The 18848-nt window shown below is 71.1% G+C and carries 19 protein-coding genes; 10 read left to right on the top strand and 9 right to left on the bottom strand.

All coding sequences use genetic code 11. From position 1 onward, the window contains the following. Window positions 1-20 precede the first annotated feature (20 nt). The 5 genes from OG303_RS35420 to OG303_RS35400 all read right to left on the bottom strand — a co-directional run bounded on the left by OG303_RS35420 (window position 21) and on the right by OG303_RS35400 (window position 6564). Window positions 21-3092, bottom strand: coding sequence for an efflux RND transporter permease subunit (locus OG303_RS35420; protein ID WP_405877650.1), 3072 nt, complete (start codon window positions 3090-3092; stop codon window positions 21-23). A gap of 200 nt (window positions 3093-3292) precedes the next feature. After that, the gene (locus tag OG303_RS35415; protein WP_405873596.1) at window positions 3293-3979 is read right to left on the bottom strand and encodes a response regulator; all 687 of its coding nucleotides are present in this window, start codon (window positions 3977-3979) and stop codon (window positions 3293-3295) included. A 93-nt stretch (window positions 3980-4072) separates the two neighbouring features. Then, complete coding sequence (locus OG303_RS35410) at window positions 4073-5296, bottom strand: sensor histidine kinase (protein ID WP_405873594.1); 1224 nt, start codon at window positions 5294-5296, stop codon at window positions 4073-4075. Window positions 5297-5464: 168 nt separating this feature from the next. After that, window positions 5465-5743, bottom strand: a complete 279-nt coding sequence (locus OG303_RS35405; protein WP_405877648.1) for a hypothetical protein — start codon at window positions 5741-5743, stop codon at window positions 5465-5467. A gap of 41 nt (window positions 5744-5784) precedes the next feature. Continuing rightward, window positions 5785-6564, bottom strand: coding sequence for a PspA/IM30 family protein (locus tag OG303_RS35400; protein ID WP_405873592.1), 780 nt, complete (start codon window positions 6562-6564; stop codon window positions 5785-5787). A 217-nt stretch (window positions 6565-6781) separates the two neighbouring features. On the opposite strand from OG303_RS35400, the gene OG303_RS35395 reads away from it, so the two are divergent. The 3 genes from OG303_RS35395 to OG303_RS35385 all read left to right on the top strand — a co-directional run bounded on the left by OG303_RS35395 (window position 6782) and on the right by OG303_RS35385 (window position 9398). After that, on the top strand, window positions 6782-7456 hold the full coding sequence (locus OG303_RS35395; RefSeq protein ID WP_405873591.1) for a DUF3043 domain-containing protein: 675 nt from the start codon (window positions 6782-6784) through the stop codon (window positions 7454-7456). An 83-nt stretch (window positions 7457-7539) separates the two neighbouring features. Then, window positions 7540-8241, top strand: coding sequence for a class I SAM-dependent methyltransferase (locus tag OG303_RS35390; RefSeq protein ID WP_405873590.1), 702 nt, complete (start codon window positions 7540-7542; stop codon window positions 8239-8241). A gap of 56 nt (window positions 8242-8297) precedes the next feature. Then, window positions 8298-9398, top strand: coding sequence for a S1C family serine protease (locus OG303_RS35385; protein ID WP_405873588.1), 1101 nt, complete (start codon window positions 8298-8300; stop codon window positions 9396-9398). Window positions 9399-9450: 52 nt separating this feature from the next. On the opposite strand, the gene OG303_RS35380 is transcribed toward OG303_RS35385, so the two are convergent. Then, window positions 9451-9660: a hypothetical protein gene (locus OG303_RS35380; RefSeq protein WP_405873587.1), complete on the bottom strand. Its 210-nt coding sequence runs from the start codon at window positions 9658-9660 to the stop codon at window positions 9451-9453. A 226-nt stretch (window positions 9661-9886) separates the two neighbouring features. On the opposite strand from OG303_RS35380, the gene OG303_RS35375 reads away from it, so the two are divergent. Next, window positions 9887-11089, top strand: coding sequence for a bifunctional adenosylcobinamide kinase/adenosylcobinamide-phosphate guanylyltransferase (locus tag OG303_RS35375; protein ID WP_405873585.1), 1203 nt, complete (start codon window positions 9887-9889; stop codon window positions 11087-11089). On the opposite strand, the gene OG303_RS35370 is transcribed toward OG303_RS35375, so the two are convergent. Further along, window positions 11078-11611 carry a class I SAM-dependent methyltransferase gene (locus OG303_RS35370; protein ID WP_405873583.1) on the bottom strand — a complete coding sequence of 178 codons (534 nt, stop codon included), beginning with the start codon at window positions 11609-11611 and terminating at the stop codon, window positions 11078-11080. The two genes, OG303_RS35375 and OG303_RS35370, sit on opposite strands and share 12 nt — an antisense overlap. A gap of 136 nt (window positions 11612-11747) precedes the next feature. Between OG303_RS35370 and cobT the strand changes: the two genes are divergently transcribed. From cobT to OG303_RS35355, 3 genes are all read left to right on the top strand, one after another. After that, window positions 11748-12875 (top strand): nicotinate-nucleotide--dimethylbenzimidazole phosphoribosyltransferase, encoded by a 1128-nt coding sequence (gene cobT / locus OG303_RS35365; protein ID WP_405873582.1) that lies wholly within the window; start codon window positions 11748-11750, stop codon window positions 12873-12875. Window positions 12876-12959: 84 nt separating this feature from the next. Then, window positions 12960-14696, top strand: a complete 1737-nt coding sequence (locus tag OG303_RS35360; protein ID WP_405873581.1) for a phosphatidylglycerol lysyltransferase domain-containing protein — start codon at window positions 12960-12962, stop codon at window positions 14694-14696. Window positions 14697-14706: 10 nt separating this feature from the next. Further along, the gene (locus OG303_RS35355) at window positions 14707-15408 is read left to right on the top strand and encodes a hypothetical protein (protein WP_405873580.1); all 702 of its coding nucleotides are present in this window, start codon (window positions 14707-14709) and stop codon (window positions 15406-15408) included. Here the strand turns inward: OG303_RS35355 and OG303_RS35350 are convergent. Beyond that, window positions 15351-16112 (bottom strand): hypothetical protein, encoded by a 762-nt coding sequence (locus tag OG303_RS35350; protein WP_405873579.1) that lies wholly within the window; start codon window positions 16110-16112, stop codon window positions 15351-15353. The genes OG303_RS35355 and OG303_RS35350 overlap by 58 nt on opposite strands. Before the next feature lie 60 nt (window positions 16113-16172). Here OG303_RS35350 and OG303_RS35345 point away from each other — a divergent pair, with 60 nt between their 5' ends. Together OG303_RS35345 and OG303_RS35340 are read left to right on the top strand one after the other, a co-directional pair. Further along, window positions 16173-16958 carry an adenosylcobinamide-GDP ribazoletransferase gene (locus OG303_RS35345; protein ID WP_405873578.1) on the top strand — a complete coding sequence of 262 codons (786 nt, stop codon included), beginning with the start codon at window positions 16173-16175 and terminating at the stop codon, window positions 16956-16958. A 38-nt stretch (window positions 16959-16996) separates the two neighbouring features. Next, complete coding sequence (locus OG303_RS35340) at window positions 16997-17614, top strand: RDD family protein (protein WP_405873577.1); 618 nt, start codon at window positions 16997-16999, stop codon at window positions 17612-17614. On the opposite strand, the gene OG303_RS35335 is transcribed toward OG303_RS35340, so the two are convergent. Continuing rightward, the gene (locus OG303_RS35335) at window positions 17568-18353 is read right to left on the bottom strand and encodes an endo alpha-1,4 polygalactosaminidase (protein WP_405873576.1); all 786 of its coding nucleotides are present in this window, start codon (window positions 18351-18353) and stop codon (window positions 17568-17570) included. The genes OG303_RS35340 and OG303_RS35335 overlap by 47 nt on opposite strands. 38 nt (window positions 18354-18391) lie before the next feature. On the opposite strand from OG303_RS35335, the gene OG303_RS35330 reads away from it, so the two are divergent. Continuing rightward, the gene (locus OG303_RS35330) at window positions 18392-18604 is read left to right on the top strand and encodes a hypothetical protein (protein WP_405873574.1); all 213 of its coding nucleotides are present in this window, start codon (window positions 18392-18394) and stop codon (window positions 18602-18604) included. Window positions 18605-18848 lie beyond the last annotated feature (244 nt).

Raw genomic sequence — 18848 nt, 5'->3', positions numbered from 1 at the left:
CTCCCCGGCCGTCTCAGCCGTCACACGCCCGCGGGCTCCGGCTCCGGTTCGTCCGAGGCCGACCGCTGGGACGGCAGTGCCGCCTTCTTCGCCCGCTTCGCCGCCCGCTTCTTCGCGCGGCGCTCCTTGCGGAGCTCCAGCATCGCGTAGAGCGTCGGAACGAGCAGCAGGGTCAGCAGAGTTGACGTGATCAGACCGCCGACGACGACCACGGCGAGCGGCTGGGCGATGAAGCCGCCCTCGCCGGTGACGCCCAGGGCCATCGGGAGCAGGGCGAAGATCGTCGCCAGTGCCGTCATGAGGATCGGGCGCAGCCGGTGGCGGCCGCCCTCGACCACGGCCTCGACGACGCCGTAACCCTGCTTCCGGTACTGATTGATCAGGTCGATCAGCACGATCGCGTTGGTCACCACGATGCCGATCAGCATCAGCATGCCGATCATCGCGGGGACGCCCATCGGGGTGCCGGTGGCGACCAGGAGGCCGATCGCGCCCGTCGCCGCGAACGGGATCGAGACGAGCAGGATCAGCGGCTGGGCGAGGGAGCGGAAGGTCGCGACCAGCAGCATGAAGACGATCGCGATCGCCGCCAGCATCGCCAGACCCAGGTTCTTGAACGCGCTGTCCTGGTCGGACGAGACGCCGCCGATCTCCGCCGTGGCGCCCGCCGGGAGCTTCAGGGCCTTGATCCTGGCCTGCAGCTTCGTGCTCACCGCGCCCGTGTTGTCGCCGGTCGGCTTGGCGGTGATGGTCGCCGCGCGCTGACCGTCGATACGGGTCATGGAGACCGGCCCGTCGACCAGCTTCACGGTGGCGATGTCACCGAGCTTCACCGGGCCGAGCTGCAGCTTCTTCAGCTGGGCCACAGTCGTCGCCGGCTTCGCCGACTTGATGACGACGTCGCGCTCGGTGTCGTCCAGGATCGCCTTGGCCGCCGTGGTGCCCTTCACCGCCTGGCCGACCGCCGCGCCGAGGGTCTGGTCGTTGAAACCGGCCGCCGCGGCACGGGAGTTGGCCTTGACCGAGATGCGCGGCACGCTCTGCGAGAGGTCGCTGGTGACGTCGGTGACGTGGTCCAGGCCGGCCACCGCGGTGCGCACCTGCTCCGACGCCTTGTTCAGCACGGCCGGGTCGGCCGCCTTCACGACGACGCTCAGGTCCTGGTTGCCGAAGCCGTCACCGGCCGAGACGGTGGTCGTACCGATGCCGGAGAGCTTCTTGAGGCCCGACTCGATGTCGTCCTGCACGTCCGCGTACGAGGCCTTGTCGTCCAGCATCACCTGGTACGACGCCTGGTTGGTGTCCGTGCCGCCGCCGAAGGCCGCCATGAAGCCGGACGAGCCGATCGTCACCTGGTAGCCCTTGACGCCCTTGACCCCGGCGAGCAGCTGCTCGACCTTCTTCGCCCGGTCGTCGGTCGCGGCCAGGCTGGTGCCCGGCTTCAACTCCTGCTTGACGGTGAGGACTTCCTGCTCGCCCTGGTCGAAGAAGTTCGTCTTCAGCAGCGGCGCCATGCCGAAGGTGCCGATGAGGATCACCGCCGCGAGCAGCACGCTGGTCAGCCGACGGCGGGTCGCGAAGCGCAGGACGGGGACGTAGAAGCGCTGGAGCCTGCTCCTCGCCTCCTTCTCCTCGGCCTTGCGACGGGCCTCGTCCGCGTCCGCGGGGGTGCCCTTCGGGGCGCGCAGGAACCAGTACGACAGGACCGGCACGACCGTCAACGAGACCACGAGGGAGGCCAGCAGGGCCGCCGTCACCGTCAGGCTGAACGAGCCGAACAGCTCGCCCACCATGCCGCCGACCAGGCCGATCGGCAGGAAGACCGCCACCGTGGTGAGGGTCGAGGAGGTGACCGCCCCCGAGACCTCACGGACCGCCTTGAGGATGGCCTCCTGGCGCTCCTCGCCGTAGCCGAGGTGCCGCTTGATGTTCTCCAGGACCACGATCGAGTCGTCGACGACCCGGCCGATGGCGATGGTCAGGGCGCCGAGCGTCAGCATGTTGAGCGAGAGGTCCCGCGTCCACAGGACGATCAGGGCGAGGACGACCGAGAGCGGAATGCTCACCGCCGTGACCAGGGTCGAGCGGACCGACGCCAGGAAGACCAGGATGACGAGGACCGCGAAGAGCAGGCCGAGCCCGCCCTCGGTGGTCAGACCGCTGATGGCCTTCGAGACCGCCGGGCCCTGGTCGCTGACGACCGTGATCTTCGAGTCGGAGCCCAAGTCCCTTCGCAGATCCGGCAGTTTGTCCTTGACCGCGTTCGAGATGGCGACCGCGCTGCCGTCGTGATCCATGGTGACCATCACGGCGAGGGAGGGCTTGCCGTCGGTGCGCGTGATGGAGTCGGCGGTGGACTGCTCCTGCTTGACGGTGGCCACGTCACCGAGCCGGACCGGCTTCTTGGCGGCGGTGCCCTCGCCGGCGACCATCAGGTCCTCGATCTGCGTGAGCGAGGTGAAACCGCCGCCCACCTGGACGGTGCGGTTGTGACCGTCCTCGTCGAAGGAGCCCGCGGGGACGGTCGCGCCGCCCGCCTGCAGCGCCTGGGACAGGGCCTGCGCGGTGATCCCGGCCCTCGCCAGCTTCTTGTCGTCCGGCGTGACGGAGACCTGCAGGTCCCGTACACCGTCGACGGTGACCTGGCCGACGCCGTCGATGTCCTTCAGGTCCGGTACGACGGTCTTGTCGAGCTGGTCGGCGAGGGCCTGCTGGTCCTTGCCCGAGGTGACCGCGAGGACGACGGTCGGGATGTCGTCGGTCGAACCGGCGACGACCTGCGGGTCGACGTCGTCCGGGAGCTGGACGCGGGCCCGGTTGACGGCCTGCTGGACGTCGGCGACGAGCTGCTTGGTGTCATTGCCGTAGTCGAAGGACGCCATGATCACGGCGTTGCCCTCGCTGGCCTTGGAGGTGACGCCCGAGATGCCGTCGACGGCCTCGAGGCTGTCCTCGATGGGCTCGACGACCTGCTTCTCGACCACATCCGGCGACGCCCCCTGGTACGGCGCGAGCACGGACACCATGGGCAGTTCGATGGAGGGCAGCAGTTGCTGCTTGAGCTGGGGTATCGCCCCCGAGACGAGCGCGATACCCCATCAGCCCGAAGCGCAACAGCGTCAGGGTTCTCTCTTCTTTGAACCCTCCCCAACCGAAGCCGGGGATTCCTGGCTCACGCCGCTCGGCCGCTCAGCGAACGGTCGAGTCTTACGCGATCAACACCAGCCGGGTTGGAACCAGCCCGGTATGATGTACTTTACCCCAACTGGCAGCGCGGTAGCGCAGGTTGACCTCACTCCACCCTTGGACGTACCAGCCCGGACTCGTACGCGATCACCACCAGCTGGGCCCGGTCGCGGGCGCCGAGCTTGGCCATGGCCCGGTTGACGTGGGTCTTCACGGTGAGCGGGCTGACCTCGAGGCGTTCGGCGATCTCGTCGTTGGAGTGGCCGCCGGCGACCTGGACGAGGACCTCGCGCTCGCGGACGGTGAGGGCGTCGAGCCGTTCCCTGCGGGCGGGGTCGCGGCCGTCGTCCGAGGCGTCGCCCTGGGCGAGAAAGCGGGCGATCAGGCCCTTGGTGGCGGCCGGGGAGAGCAGGGCCTCGCCGCCGGCCGCGACACGGATCGCGCTCAGCAGCTCGTCCGGCTCGCTGCCCTTGCCGAGGAAGCCGGAGGCACCGGCCCGCAGGGACTGCACGACGTAGTCGTCGACCTCGAAGGTCGTCAGGATCACCACGCGGACATGGGCGAGGGTGGGGTCGGCGCTGATCATGCGGGTGGCGGCGAGGCCGTCGGTGCCGGGCATCCGGATGTCCATCAGCACGACGTCGGCCCGCTCCTCCTTGGCCAGCCGCACCGCCTCCGCCCCGTCGGACGCCTCACCGACGACCTCCATGTCGGGCTCGGAGTCGACGAGTACCCGGAAGGCGCTGCGCAACAGGGCCTGGTCGTCGGCGAGCAGGACACGGATGGTCGTCATACGGGGTCCTCCGCGAGGGGTGCGATCGGGCGCTTCGTCCTACGAGAACTTCCGCGGGGTGCCCGGGAGTTCCGCGGTTTCGTCATACGTCGGTCATACGGCGTCTTCCGCGGCCCGGGAGCGGGTCTTGACCGGCAGGATCGCATGGACGCGGAAGCCGCCGCCGTAACGGGGGCCGGTGGTGAGGGTGCCGCGCAGGGCGGTGACGCGCTCGCGCATGCCGAGCAGGCCGTGGCCGCCGCCGTGCTCGGGGTCGTCGTCCTCGCCGGCACCGTTGTCGAGGACGGTGATCTCGATGTTCGGGCCGACGCGTACGACGCTGACCTCGGCCTTCGCCTCCGTACCGGCGTGCTTCTGCACGTTGGTGAGAGCTTCCTGGATGACGCGGTAGGCGGCCAGGTCGACGGCGGCGGGGAGGGTGGTGCCGTGGTCGGCGCGGGCGACCTCGACGTGCATGCCGGCGCTGCGGAAGGTGCCGACGAGTTCGTCGAGGCGGACCAGGCCCGGGGCGGGTTCGGTCGGGGCCTCGGGGTCGCCGGACTGGCGGAGCAGGCCGACGGTGGCGCGCAGTTCGTTCAGCGCGGAGCGGCTGGCCTCGCGGACGTGGGCGAGGGCCTCCTTGGCCTGGTCGGGGCGCTTGTCCATGACGTGCGCGGCGACTCCGGCCTGGACGTTGACCAGGGCGATGTGGTGGGCGACGACGTCGTGCAGGTCGCGGGCGATGCGGAGGCGCTCCTCGGCGACCCGGCGGCGGGCCTCCTCCTCGCGGGTGCGTTCCGCCCGCTCGGCGCGCTCACGGATGGCCTGGACGACGGCACGGCGGCTGCGGACGGCGTCACCAGCGGTGGCGCCGATGCCGGTCCAGGCGAAGATGGCGAGGTTCTCCTGGGCGTACCAGGGCAGGGGGCCGAACAGCATGGAGGCGCCCGTGAGGACCGTCATCGTCAGCAGCCCGAGGCGCCAGGTGGTGGGGCGGTCGGTGGTGGCGGCCACCGTGAAGAGGGCGATGACCGCGGCCATGGCGACGGGGGCCCGGGGGTCGCCGACCACGCACTCGACCAGGGAGACGGTGCCAGTGAGGGCGAGGACCGTTCTCGGGGCGCGGCGTCGGAAGACCAGGGCGAGCGCGCCGAGGGCCATGAGGACCAGGGCGAGGGGGGCGGGGGTACGGACGCCCCAGGTGACGCCGTCCTCGCTGTGCGGGTCCACGAAGGAGCCGGCCACCATGCAGACGAGTACGCCGGCCGCCAGGGTCGCGTCCAGCGCGAGGGGGTGCGCCTTCAGGCGACATCTGGCGCGTTCTAGGGTGCCGCTCACGAGTGAACAGTACGGGGCGCTTGTCGGTGCCGGAACTGGTGGTAGCCGTACCTTGGCGTGCTGTCGCCGAGGGTCGGCGCACCCAGGCTCCCGCTTCGGCCCTTGAGGGGCCCCGCCCTCAAAAGCCGGACGGGCCGATGTGTACGGACCGGCGTCAAAAGGTGCCGATCAGCCCGGGATCAAGCCGTCGTCGCTGAGCAGGTCGCGGACGTCCTCCAGGGTGGCGTCCGCGGACGGGAGGATCAGTTCGGACGGTTCCAGGGAGTCGTCGGGGAGCGGGTCGCCCAGTTCCCGGACCTTGCCGAGGAGGGCCTCCAGGGTGCGGCGGAAGCCGGGGCCGTCGCCGTTCTCCATTTCTCTCAGGAGCTCGTCGTCCAGCTTGTTCAGCTCGGTGAGGTGGCTGTCGGCCAGCCTCACCTGCCCCTCCCCCATGATCCTCACGATCATGTCGCCCATGTCGGCCTCCTAGGCGTGGCCCCCGCCGCTCGTCACTGCTTGTCGAAGCGTGGGGTGTCCTGCGGCTGCTGCTGGGACTCAGACTGACCCGTGCCGCCCTCGATCGCCTGCTGGGGCGATCCTCCGGCCAGCTCCGCCTTCATGCGCTGCAGCTCCAGCTCCACGTCCGTACCACCGGAGATCCGGTCCAGCTCGGCCTGGATCTCGTCCTTGTGCATGCCGGACTGGTCGTCCAGGGCGCCCGAGGCGAGCAGTTCGTCGATGGCGCCGGCGCGAGCCTGGAGCTGCGCCGTCTTGTCCTCGGCGCGCTGGATCGCCAGGCCGACGTCGCCCATCTCCTCGGAGATGCCGGAGAAGGCCTCGCCGATCCGGGTCTGGGCCTGCGCCGCGGTGTAGGTGGCCTTGATCGTCTCCTTCTTGGTGCGGAAGGCGTCGACCTTCGCCTGCAGCCGCTGGGCCGCCAGGGTGAGTTTCTCCTCCTCGCCCTGGAGCGTCGCGTGCTGCGTCTCGAGGTCGGTGACCTGCTGCTGGAGCGCGGCACGGCGGGACAGCGCCTCGCGGGCGAGGTCCTCACGGCCCAGCGCGAGCGCCTTGCGGCCCTGGTCCTCCAGCTTGGACGACTGGCCCTGCAGCTGGTTCAGCTGGAGCTCCAGGCGCTTGCGGGAGGTCGCGACATCCGCGACGCCGCGGCGCACCTTCTGCAACAGCTCCAACTGCTTCTGGTACGAGTAATCGAGGGTTTCGCGCGGGTCCTCGGCCCTGTCAAGGGCCTTGTTCGCCTTCGCGCGGAAGATCATCCCCATACGCTTCATGACACCGCTCATGGGCTTCGCGCGCCCCCTTCTGACGGACTTCCAGCTCCAGCTCTGCGACAGAACCCACAGTACGGGCCCTGCATCCATTGACGCACTGTTCCGGGATGGATGCGCTCATCCCCAAGGACGACTGCAACCGCTCCCGCTCCGGCGTAGGGAGTAGGTGTTCCCCCAAGGGAACCGGAGCGTGCGCAACGTCCCCTCTGCCCTTTACATGACGACTGGTGTTGCCGGATCGTTCCCCGCGGGGCTGTGGTCCAACCCCGGGCACCCCGTACCCTTGGGTTTTGTGTTCCGTAGCCGTGCCAAGGAAGAGAAGGCAGCAGTCGCCGACAAGGCGTCGCTGACCGACTCCAAGCAGCCCCGTGACCCGCAGGCCAAGAAGGGTCGGCCCACGCCCAAGCGCAGTGAGGCCCAGTCCCAGCGCCGCAGCGTCGCCAACACTTCGATGACGCGCAAGGACGCGTCCAAGCGCCAGCGCGAGGAGCGCAGGTCGCAGCTCGAACGGCAGCGCCAGGCGCTGGCCGGCGGTGACGAGCGCTATCTGCCCGCCCGCGACAAGGGCCCGGTCCGCAAGTTTGCGCGCGACTGGATCGACTCGCGGTTCAACGTGGCGGAGTTCTTCCTGCCCATGGCCGTGGTCATCCTCGTGCTGAGCATGGTGCGGGTGGGCTCGCTGCAGAGCATCGCGCTGCTGCTCTGGCTCGTCGTGATCGTGCTGATCGTGCTCGACTCGTTCGTGACCGTGTTCCGGCTGAGGAAGGCGCTCCCCGAGCGCTTCCCGGACCACAACCGCAAGGGCGCCGTCGCCTACGCCCTGATGCGCTCCCTCCAGATGCGTCGGCTCCGGCTGCCCAAGCCGCAGGTCAAGCGCGGAGAGCGGCCCTGAGCACTACGTCGTTCTCCGGGGGTGCGGCGGATGCCTGGCTGAGCAGGCTGGGCGGTCTGCGGGATGTCGTACGACAGGAGCTGGTGGCCCGGCAGCTCGACGAGCAGATAGCGGGCCGGTTCCCGGTCGGGCAGCGGCTGCGGGTGCTCGACGTGGGCATGGGCCAGGGCACGCAGGCGCTGCGGCTGGCCCGGGCCGGGCATCAGGTGACCGGGCTCGAGCAGGACTCCGCGATGGTCGCGGCCGCGCGGCAGGCCCTGTCCGGCGAGCCCGAGGGCATCCGGGAGCGGGTGCGGATCATCGAGGGCGACGGCCGGGACACCGGGGTGCACTTCCTGCCCGGCAGCTTCGACGTGGTCCTGTGCCACGGGGTGCTGATGTACGTCGAGGAGCCTGATCCGCTGCTGGCCGGACTGGCGCGGATGCTCGCCCACGGCGGGCTGCTGTCGCTGCTCGTGCGCAACGGCGACGCGCTGGCGATGCGGCCGGGGCTGTCCGGCGACTGGGCCTCCGCGCTGGGCGCCTTCGACACGCTGTCGTACACGAACCGGCTGGGGCTCGACGTGCGCGCCGACCGGCTGGAGACGGTGACCGCGACGCTCGCCGGGATCGCCGCGCCGCTGCACGCCTGGTACGGGGTGCGGGTGTTCACGGACACGGCCGAGGACGGGGCCGAGATCCCCGCCGACGTCGAGACGTTGCTCGCGGCGGAGGAGCGGGCCGGGCGGACGGATCCGTACCGCGGGGTGGCGGCGTTGCTGCACCTGTGCGGGGTACGCGGCTGAGCCCGTTCGGGTGTGCACCACGCGCCGGACATTCACCCCGAAGTGAGACTCGGGGCATGGACGTCTCCCGTACCCGCGCCCTCCGGCTGCTCGTTTCCGGCGCCGCGCTCTCCTGTGCTCTCGTGCTCGTCTCGGGCTGCTCCGACTCCGGTTCCCGGGGCGAGAAGGAGAAGTCGACCGCGCAGGCCGCCCAGGTGGCCGTGCCCATGGCGAGCAACGACCTGCAGAGCGACTACCAGAAGGTGATCAAGGACGTTCTGCCGTCGGTCGTACAGATCCAGGCCGGCAACGATCTGGGGTCGGGGATCGTCTACGACGACCAGGGGCACATCGTCACCAACGCGCACGTCGTCGGGAACGACAAGACCTTCAAGGTGACGACCGCCAACAGCGAGGACGTGCACACCGCCGAACTCGTCTACTCGTACCCGGACCAGGACCTCGCCGTCATCAAGCTGGACCAGGTGCCGAGCGGGCTGAAGGCGGCGGCCTTCGCGGACTCCTCGAAGGTGCAGGTCGGGCAGATCGTGCTGGCGATGGGCTCGCCGCTCGGGCTGTCGTCCAGCGTGACGCAGGGGATCGTGTCGGCGACCGGACGGACCGTCACCGAGGGCAGTCCGGACGGGGAGACGGGCGGGACGGGCGGAGGGACGGGCGCGACGATCGGGAACATGGTGCAGACGTCCGCGGCCATCAACCCCGGCAACAGCGGCGGCGCCCTGGTCAACCTCGACGGGCAGGTTATCGGCATTCCGACGCTCGCCGCCACCGACCCCCAGTTCGGGAACAGCGCGGCACCCGGCATCGGGTTCGCGATCCCCTCGTCGATGGTGAAGACGATCGCCGACCAGATCATCAAGGACGGCAAGGTCACCGACTCGGGCCGGGCCGCGCTGGGCATCACGGGCCGTACGGTCGTCGACGACAGCTACCAGGCCGCCGGGGTCGCCGTGGTCGAGGTGAAGAGCGGCGGGGCGGCCGACGAGGCCGGCATTCAGGCCGGGGACATCATCACCGGGCTGGGCGACACGGACATCACGACGATCACGTCTCTGTCCGAGGCGCTGGCGGCGGACAAGCCGGGTGACAAGACGTCAGTGACGTACACCCGGAACGGGAGTCAGAAGAAGGCGGATGTGACGCTGGGCGAGCAGTGAGGAGGGGCGGCCGGTTCGCGGCCGCCCCTTTCCTTCCGTTCCGTACGGTTCGCTACTCCGCGGCCTGCAGGCTCATCGGCCCGTAGATCTCCGTGGAGTCCTCGAAGAGCCGCACCTGTTCGGCGCCGCCCTCCAGCAGGGCCTTCCAGTGCTCCCCGATCCACGACTCGGCATCCCCCTGCGTGGTGAACTCCTCGGGCTGCACCGAGGGCTGGACCTCAGTCCCGTCGGCCTTCTCGAACCGCCACGTCCATGCCGCCATGTACGCCTCCCGTGTCTGAGCACTTGTGCGCTCCGCTGGTTGGGCCGTGATCAACCTACGGTAGTTGGTCGCCTGCCTGCCGGTGAGGGCTTGTCGCTCCCCCACTCTCGACCTCGCTCGAGCGGGGGGACCCCCATCGCGGCGGACCCGTATGTCGATGCAGCCCCGCGCCCCTTTAGGGCGCCCCCACCACGCAGGACCAAAGCTGACGGGTGAAAATCGCTTCGTGGAAGTGACTCTGCTCGGCACCGGCGCCCCCGCGGGACTCCCCCGCCCCGACTGTCCCTGTGCCGCGTGCGCGACGGCGCTCGGCGGTGACGCCCGGGCGGCGACCGCGGTGCTCGTCGACGGGACCGTGCTGCTCGATCTGACGCCGGGGGCGGCGTTCGCCGCGGCGCGGGCCGGGCGTTCGCTCGGTGGGGTGCGGCAGGTGCTGTTGTCGCATCCGCACAACGGGCCCGCGGTGGAGGTGCCCGCGGGGCTGCCGCAGCCCGGGCGGGTTCCGGACGGGCGGGAGTTGGCGCTGCTGACCGGGCACCGGGTGCGGGCGGTGGCGATGGACGCGCCGGGCACCGGGTACGCGGTGACCGGACCGGACGGGCAGCGCCTGCTGTATCTGCCGCCCGGGGGCGCGCCGGCCGGGCTCGAGAACGGGTCCGCCGAGTCGTACGACATGGTGCTCGCCGATGTCGTGGGGCGGCCTGACGCCCTGGCCAAGCTGCGGGCGGTGGGGGCCGTGGGGCCGACCACGGACGTCGTCGCCGTCCATCTGGACCATGACGTGCCGCCGGGCGCCGAGTTGTGGCGGCGGCTGGCTGCCGCGGGGGCGCGGGCCGTGCCGGACGGGGCGACGCTGGTCGTGGGGGTGTACGAGGACGTGCCCGATGTGCCGCGGCGGACGCTGGTGCTGGGCGGGGCGCGGTCCGGGAAGTCGGTGGAGGCCGAGCGGCGCCTGGAGGCCTTTCCCGAGGTGCTGTACGTGGCGACGGGCGGCTCGCGGAACGGGGACGTGGAGTGGGCTTCGCGGGTCGCCGTCCACCGGGACCGGCGACCGGGGTCCTGGCGGACGGACGAGACCTGCGATCTGGTGCCGTTGCTGGCGCAGGACGGCCCGCCGTTGCTCATCGACTGTCTGTCCCTGTGGCTGACGGACGCGATGGACTCCGCCGGGGCGTGGGACGACGCGGAGTGGGCGGACGGCGGGGAGCGGGCGCTGCGGGAGCGGGTGCGGGAGCTGACGGAGGCGGTACGGGCGAGCCGGCGGACCGTGGTCGCCGTATCGAACGAGGTGGGTTCGGGAATCGTGCCGGCCACCGCTTCCGGACGGCGCTACCGCGACGAACTCGGGCGGCTGAACGCGGCGTTCGCCGGGGAGTGCGAGCAGGTGGTCCTGGTGGTGGCGGGACAGGCGCTGGTGCTACGGGGCTGACGGCGTGCGGCGCGCGACGATCCGGTACGTGTAAGGGAACCGGTCGAGGACATGACGGCTCGTCGCGACGATCGTGCAGTCCTCGGAGTCGAGTTGGGCCGGGATGTCGTACGACTGCGGAGGGGGCGCCTCGACCAGGAGGAGGCCGCCGGGGCGCAGGAGCGTGAGGGCGGCGTGGAGTTCGGCGCGGGGGTCCGGGACGGGTGAGCGGTCGTCGAGGAGCGTGACGACGTCGTAGCGGGCGCGCAGGATCGTCGTGATGTGCGAGTCCGTCACATGCCCCGCGTAGGCCTCCTCGATGCGCTCGGCATGACGGGCGTACGCCACGCGCGCGGTGGGGTCGAGGCCGTCGATGGAGGTGTAGGGGAAGAAGTCCCGTGCCGTCTCGGGGAAGTACGCGTCGCCGGTGCCCACGTCCAGCCAGCTCTCCGGTTCGGGCAGCAGCCGCAGGATCGCGCGGGCCGTCGAACGGTGGCGTCTTTGCCGGTCGAGGACGGTGACGCGGGTGCGCAGGCGATTCATGGCGGCTCCCGAAGGCGTACGACAATCCGTGCAAAACGGAACGTATGGGATCGCGATCTTGGGAGCAACGACGTCACGCGCGCGTGGTGCCCATGTGGCGCCGTCCTGTTCGATCGGTGCCGGTACTGTTCGGCGAATGAGCTCGCTTAATCTCGACGACTTCACCGATCTGATCGAGCGCCCCGACGGTGGCGTGCGCCGCGACGCCGAGGCGCGCCGGGAGCGTCAGATCGTGCCCCCCGGGTCGCTGGGCCGCCTCGACGACCTGGGTGAGTGGCTGTCCGCGGCGCAGTCGGCCGTGCCGGTGCGGCCGATCGAACGACCGCGGGTGGTTCTCTTCGCCGGTGACCACGGAGTCGCCGAACTGGGCGTCTCCGCGCGGCCCGCGGGCAGCGCCGGCCAGTTGGTGCGGGACATCCTGGAGGGCGGCCGTCCGGTGTCGGTGCTGGCCCGGCGGCTCGGCGTGCCGGTGCGCATCGTCGACATGGCCCTAGACTGCGACCCCGAGACGCTGCCCGACGAGGTCGCAGGGCACCGGGTGCGGCGCGGCAGCGGACGCATCGACCGTGAGGACGCACTGACGGCCGAGGAGGCGGAGGCCGCGTTCCGCGCCGGTGTCGCGGTGGCCGACGAGGAGGCCGACTCCGGTACGGATCTGGTGGTGCTCGGCGATGTGAGCGTGGGCGGGACGACCGCGGCCGGCGTGCTGATCGCCGCGCTGTGCGGGACCGACGCGTCCGTGGTCACCGGGCGGGGCGGGCTCGCCATCGACGACCTGGCGTGGATGCGCAAGTGCGGGGCGATCCGGGACGCGCTCAGGCGGGCCCGGCCCGTACTGGGCGACCAGTTGCAGCTGCTGGCGACCGTGGGCGGGGCGGACCTCGCCGCGATCACGGGCTTCCTGCTGCAGAGCGCGGTGCGCAAGACGCCGGTGATCCTGGACGGGGTCGTGGTGGCCGCCTGTGCGCTGGTCGGGCAGCGGATCGCGTTCCGGGCGCCGGACTGGTGGCTGGCCGCGCACGACAGCGGGGAGCCCGGGCAGGCGAAGGCCCTGGACCGGATGGCACTGGAGCCGCTGCTCGCGCACGGCGTGACCGTGGGCGAGGGTACGGGGGCGCTGCTGGCGCTGCCGCTGGTCCAGGCCGCGGCGGCGCTGGCCGCGGAGCTGCCGGAGAAGCCGGACGAGCCGGAGGAGCCGCAGGTCTCCGCGGAAGCCGAGAAGGAGACCGCGGACGAGGAGATCGAGAAGGAAGCGACCGAGTAGGCCGGAGAACGGGCCGAAAGTCGACCGGACCGGAGACCAAAGATGGAGGGGTTCATCAGGGCATCGCCCATATGATCCTCTCTCATGGGAGATGCCCGAATTGCCTCGCGGCGGGCCGCCGCATTCGCCGTCTGGTACTTGCGGGCCGTCGCGTTCGTCAACTTTCTGAGTGCCGCCTGGGTCTCGCTGGGGCAGGACGTGCGGCGGCACAACCAGGAGAACTTCTTCACGCCGTACCTGCTGACCGCGGGCTTCGCCTCCGGGGTGTTCACGGCGTTCCTCGCCATCACCATGCGGCGCCGCAAGCGCGCCGCGTGGATCCTCAACCTCGCCGTGGCGGGCCCGTTCCTCGCGCTGTTCGCCTTCGCCATGGCGTTCCCGGAGATCCGGCAGTACGCCCAGAACTGGATCTCGCTCGGGCTGACCGCCGCCTTCGTCGTCGCCCTGCTGGTCGGGCGGCGGGAGTTCTACGCCAAGGGCGACCGCTCGAACCCGAGGCTCGCCGCAGCCGTCGCGGTGGGCGGCACCCTGGTCGCCTCCCTGCTCGCCGCGCTGCTGGTGACGGTCACCAACCAGGCGGCGGACGCGTCCCGTTCGACGTTCCTGGAGCGCTGGCGCTACGGCACCCTCCGCCTCGTCTCCATCGCCGTCGACGAGTCCCACTTCCCCGGCGTCGACGCGCCGAACTGGGTCAACGTCGCCATCAACGTGCTCAGCACGGCCCTCGTCCTCGCCGTTCTCTACGCCGCCTTCCGCTCCCGGCGCGCCGTCGACCCGCTCACCGAGGACGACGAGAAGCGGCTGCGGGAGCTGCTGGAGCGGCAGGGCGAGCGGGACTCGCTCGGATACTTCGCGCTGCGGCGGGAGAAGAGCGTCGTGTGGTCGCCGACCGGCAAGGCGGCCGTCGCCTACCGGGTCGTCGGGGGCGTCTCGCTGGCCTCCGGTGATCCGATCGGCGACCCGGAGGCCTGGCCCGGCGCCATCGAGCCGTGGCTCGCCGAGGCGCGGGCGCACGGCTGGATCCCGGCCGTGATGGGGGCCAGCGAGGAGGCCGGGACCGTGTACGCGCGGCACGGTCTGGACGCGCTGGAGCTCGGTGACGAGGCCTTGGTCGAGGTCGCCGAGTTCACCCTCGAAGGGCGTGCCATGCGGACCGTGCGGCAGGCCTACAACCGGGTGAAGCGGGCCGGGTACACCGTGCGCATCCGGCGGCACGAGGACATCCCCGCCGACGAGATGACGTATCTGCTGAAGCGGGCGGACGACTGGCGCGACGGGGCCACCGAGCGCGGGTTCAGCATGGCGCTGGGACGGCTCGGGGACCCCGATGACGGGCAGTGCGTGATGCTCGAATGCACCGACGGGAAGGGCGAGTTGAGGGCGGTGCTGTCCTTCGTGCCCTGGGGCCCGCACGGGCTCTCCCTCGACCTCATGCGACGCGACCGGGACTCCGACAACGGACTGATGGAGTTCATGGTGCTCGAACTCCTGCGCCGCGCCCGGGAGATCGGGGTCGCGCAGGTCTCGCTCAACTTCGCGATGTTCCGCTCGGTCTTCGAACGCGGGGCGCGGCTCGGCGCCGGGCCGGTGCTGAGGCTGTGGCGCTCGCTGCTCAGCTTCTTCTCGCGCTGGTGGCAGATCGAGTCGCTGTACCGCGCCAACGCCAAGTACCGGCCCATCTGGGAGCCGCGGTTCCTGCTCTTCGAGAAGAGCGCCGACCTGCCGCGCATCGGCATCGCGTCGGCCCGCGCGGAGGGGTTCCTGGAGGCGCCGGGGCTGCCGAAGTGGGTGCACCGCAAGCATCTGGAAACGCACCGATGAGGACCGCCGGATGAACAGGCTCGCCCGCCTGGCCCGTGCCGAATGGGGACTCCTGTACATCACGGTGCGCGAGCCCCTGGTCAAGCGGCGCTGGCGGGCCATCCCGATGACGCTCGGGGTGGTGGCGCTGACGGCTGTCATGCAGATCGTGCAGAACCAGTCGTGGGGCTATCGGTTCGTGCAGAACGTCGGGGCGGTGCGCGCCGAGGACCCGCTGTGGCTGGCGCTGGTGCGCACTCCCCTGTCGTTGTTCGTCCCGGCGCTCGACCTCCCCGTCTGGGGTGCGCTCGCGCAGATCCTGTTCGTGTTCGGCATCGCGGAGATCTGCCTCGGCCGCTGGCGCACGCTCGTCATCGCGTACGCCGCCACCCTCGCCGGCACGCTGTACGCGCGCGTGGGCATCCAGCTCGGCTTCGACAACCCGCTCGGCCTGCCCGCCTCGGACGCCCGGGTCGTGGACACCGGCCCCTCGGCGGCCGTGGTGGGCCTCGCCGTCTTCCTCGGATGGCGCTACGGCGCCTATGTCACCGCGGGTGCGGTGACGGCGGCGATGGCGGTCGAGGTGACGCTGAAGGGGAACCTCGCCGGCAAGGAACACCTGGCGGCGATCGCGGCGGTGGTACTGCTGTGCGGGATCTCGGCGCTGCGGCACCGTCACCGGCCGAGGGCACGGTTCGGTTCGGGGTCGGGCTTTCCGCCGAGAAGATCCTGAAGCCTGCGGCGGGGACCGGCCCAGCGGCGGTCGTGGCGGTAGGCGCGCAGGGTGGATCTGGCGCGGGCGCGCGGGCGACGGCGGTAGAAGCGCTTGGCCCAGGGCGAGCCGGGGCGGGCCAGCCGGACCAGGCCGATCAGTCCGACCAGCGGGACGATCACGCTGAAGATCGCCATCCGGGCCTTGCCCTTGCTCAGGACGGCCAGCGCGAACAGGAAGTTGACCACGACGGTCGAGATCACGCTGCCGCGGTCCTGCAGTTCGTCCTGGGTCATGTCGTTGACCCCGAACGGCGTGAAGCCCGCGAGCATCAGTCCCACCAGGGCCGCCGTGAGGACGACGACCTCGACGCTCTTGCGGCCCTCCTCGGTCCAGTAGACGTCGTCGAGGTGCAGGATCAGCGCGAACTCGTCGAGGACCAGGCCGGCCCCCATGCCGAAGACGACCGCGAAGGCGGCCGATCCGAACCCGTGCCGGCTGCTGGCGACCGCCCCGAAGCCGCCGAGGACGGTGAGGACCACGCCGGGCACGACGTGATGGATGTGCATCCCGCCCGCCTTGACGTTGCCGAAGGGGCCCTTGCCCGCCCGGATGAGACGGGTGATGAGCCGGGTGATCAGGAACGTCAGCACGAACGCGGTGAGGGCGAGCAGCAACGGCAGCTTGCCGGGCTCGATGATGTTCCGCTGCAACCAATGTCCCATATGCGCACTGTATCCATGGGCGCCCCGGCGCTCCTGCCGACCGCCGGGTAACCTGCGCCGGTGCCCAAGACCCCCTGGCCGGACGGCCTCCGTTTCGCGTTCGGCACGCTGACCGTGCTGCCGGTCCCGGTGACCCGCTGGGACCGGGACGCCGCACGCGGCGGCATGCTCTGCGCCCCGCTCGCCGGACTCGTCGTCGGCGGGTGCGCGGCCCTGGTCGGCGTGGTGCTGCTGGCGCTGGGCGCGGGCCCGCTGCTCGCCGCCGTCGCTTCCGCCGCCGTACCCGCCGTCCTCACTCGCGGACTGCACCTCGACGGGCTCGCGGACACCGCGGACGGACTCGGCAGCGGGAAGCCCGCCGAGGACGCGCTGCGGATCATGAAGCAGTCGGACATCGGACCGTTCGGGGTGATCACACTCGTCCTCGTGCTGCTCGCGCAGGTGGCCGCGCTGGCTCAGGCGTACGGCGACTCGTGGGCCCGGGGTGCGCTCGCCGCCGTCGTCTCGGCGACCGCCGCCCGGCTCGCGCTCACCCTGGCCGCGCGCGCGGGGGTGCCGGCCGCGCGGCCCGAGGGGCTCGGGGCGGCGGTCGCGGGCGTGGTGCCGGTACGGGCGGCGGTGGCCGCGGCGGTGGTCGTGACCGGGGCGGCCGCAGGCGCGGGGGCGCTGGTCTCCACGTACGACGTGATCCGTACGGCCGCCGCGGTCATCGCCTCTCTCGCCGTCGCCGAACTCCTGCTCCGCCACTGCACGCGCCGCTTCGGCGGGGTGACCGGCGATGTGTTCGGAGGGCTGGCCGAGACGGCCGCGACGGTTTCGCTGCTCGTGTTGTCACTGGGGCAGTAGTCTCTTCCGCCGTACGGACAAGGGATCGTGATCGGGGGATGTCTGTGCCGAAGCTTCGTCGTGCCGTGGCCTGGTTCATCGACTTCGCGCTGGTGCTCGCACTGGCCGCCGGGCTGGCCGTGCTCACCTTCCACCGCATAGCCGCGCTCGTCACCGACGTGCCCGAACTCGCCACCCGTGGCGGCTTCGACCTGCTGACCTCGCGCGGCGACGTCCTCGGCGCCTCGGAGAGCCTCGGCTTCTCACTGTGGGACAAGGCGGTGCTCTACGTGGAGGAGGCCTTCGGGCTGCTGGTCGCCGTCACCTTCCTCTACCAGTGGCTCTGTCTCGCTTTCGCCGGGCGCACCCTCGGCAAGGGTCTCCTCGGCCTGAAGGTCTCCCCGAGCATGCCGCGCCGGGCCGCCCGGCGAGCGGCCGTGACCACCGCGGCCGACGTCGCCGTGTTCGCCGCGGCCTGCGTGCTGCTGATCGAGGGCCACTTCGTGCTGTCGGTGCTGGTGTGGGCGCTGGCCGTCGGCGTCTTCTTCCTCAACGCGCTGCCGGTCTTCTCCCCCACCCGCCGCTCCCTCGCCGACCGGCTGGCGGGCACGGCGGTCACCGGGCTCGGCATCAGCAAGCCCGGCGCCACGCCCCCAGCTCGTACTTCTTGGCCATAGAGCTGAGCTTCAGACGGCGGGCCTGCGCGCAGAAGCGGCCGGTCGGCAGCTCGTACTCGACGTGGAAGACGGCCTTGCCTGCCCTGATGAAGGGCTTCATGGCCCCGCACTCCCCGTACTGGGCGCACTGCTCGTTGACCGCAAAGTCGAAGTCCCTTACCAGCTGCGGGATTTGGTCGAGGTCGTTCTTGAGGCCGACGGACATGCCCCGGTCGTGGGTCAGCTTCGCGATGAGGCGGTTGTAGCGGAGCTGGTCGGCCGCGTCGAGGCGGAAGCCGGTGCGGTTCCTGTACCCGTCCATGTTGTCGGGCTCCACCGCGTCGAAGCCCTTCTTGCGGCACATGTCGAGGCGGGCCGCCATCAGCGGCTCCAGGACGTCCGTCCTGCGGATGTCGAGCCAGCGCTCGCCCTTCCAGCCGTTGCCGCGGCCGATCACCGACTTGGGGAACTTCTTCGCGTCGGGGCGCCAGTCCTCCCAGGCACCGGTGGAGAGATAGCAGATGACCTTGCGGCCCTTGCGGTGCAGGGCGGTGACCGTCGCCCGGGACTGGTCGAAGCCGTCGATGTCGTAGACCGGCACGTCCACGGAGGTGTCGAGGCGGCCGCTGAGCTGCCACTGCCAGGCCACGCCGGGGCGCGGCTGCCAACGCCCGCCGGACGGCCCGGCGTTGGAGTCATGGTCGGTGGTGCAGCCCGCCGCCAGCAGAAGCAGGGCGAGCAGAAGGACGGGGCGTTTCAACGAACGGGCTCCAGGGCGTGCGGCAACGTACCCCAAGGATGATCCCCCACCCCCGGCACCGCGCAGTACACGAAGGCGCCCCGCGCACCCGCCAGTTCGGCCGGTTCCGCCGGGTCGACGTCCGCCGGGACGCCGTACACGAGATGGCACAGGCCCACTCCGGTGCTGCCGCGCCATGCGTGCGGGGCAGCCGGCGGTACGCCGTCCAGGTGCCCTCGAAGGTCACCAGGACGTCGGCGATGCGGGCGTAGGAGGGGTGCGGCACCGTGCCGTGGTTCAGCGCGAGGGTGGTGCAGCCGGCGCCCCACGCCGCTTTCGCGAGCCGTTGGTCGTACGGGAACTCCTAGCGTCCGGCGGAGACTTGGTCGAGGAAGACGCCGTCGGTGCCGTACCAGTCGCGTGCCGGACGAGATCAGGGAGGCGGTGAGACGGGCGCCCATTGCCGTCTCGCGTCTGTGGGTACGTTGCGGCTTGTCGCGCCCGCGCGGCGGTAGC

Origin of the sequence: Streptomyces sp. NBC_00005, assembly GCF_045160215.1 — a bacterium.
Classification (GTDB): Bacteria; Actinomycetota; Actinomycetes; order Streptomycetales; family Streptomycetaceae; genus Streptomyces.
This window is presented reverse-complemented; position numbering and strand designations above follow the sequence as displayed.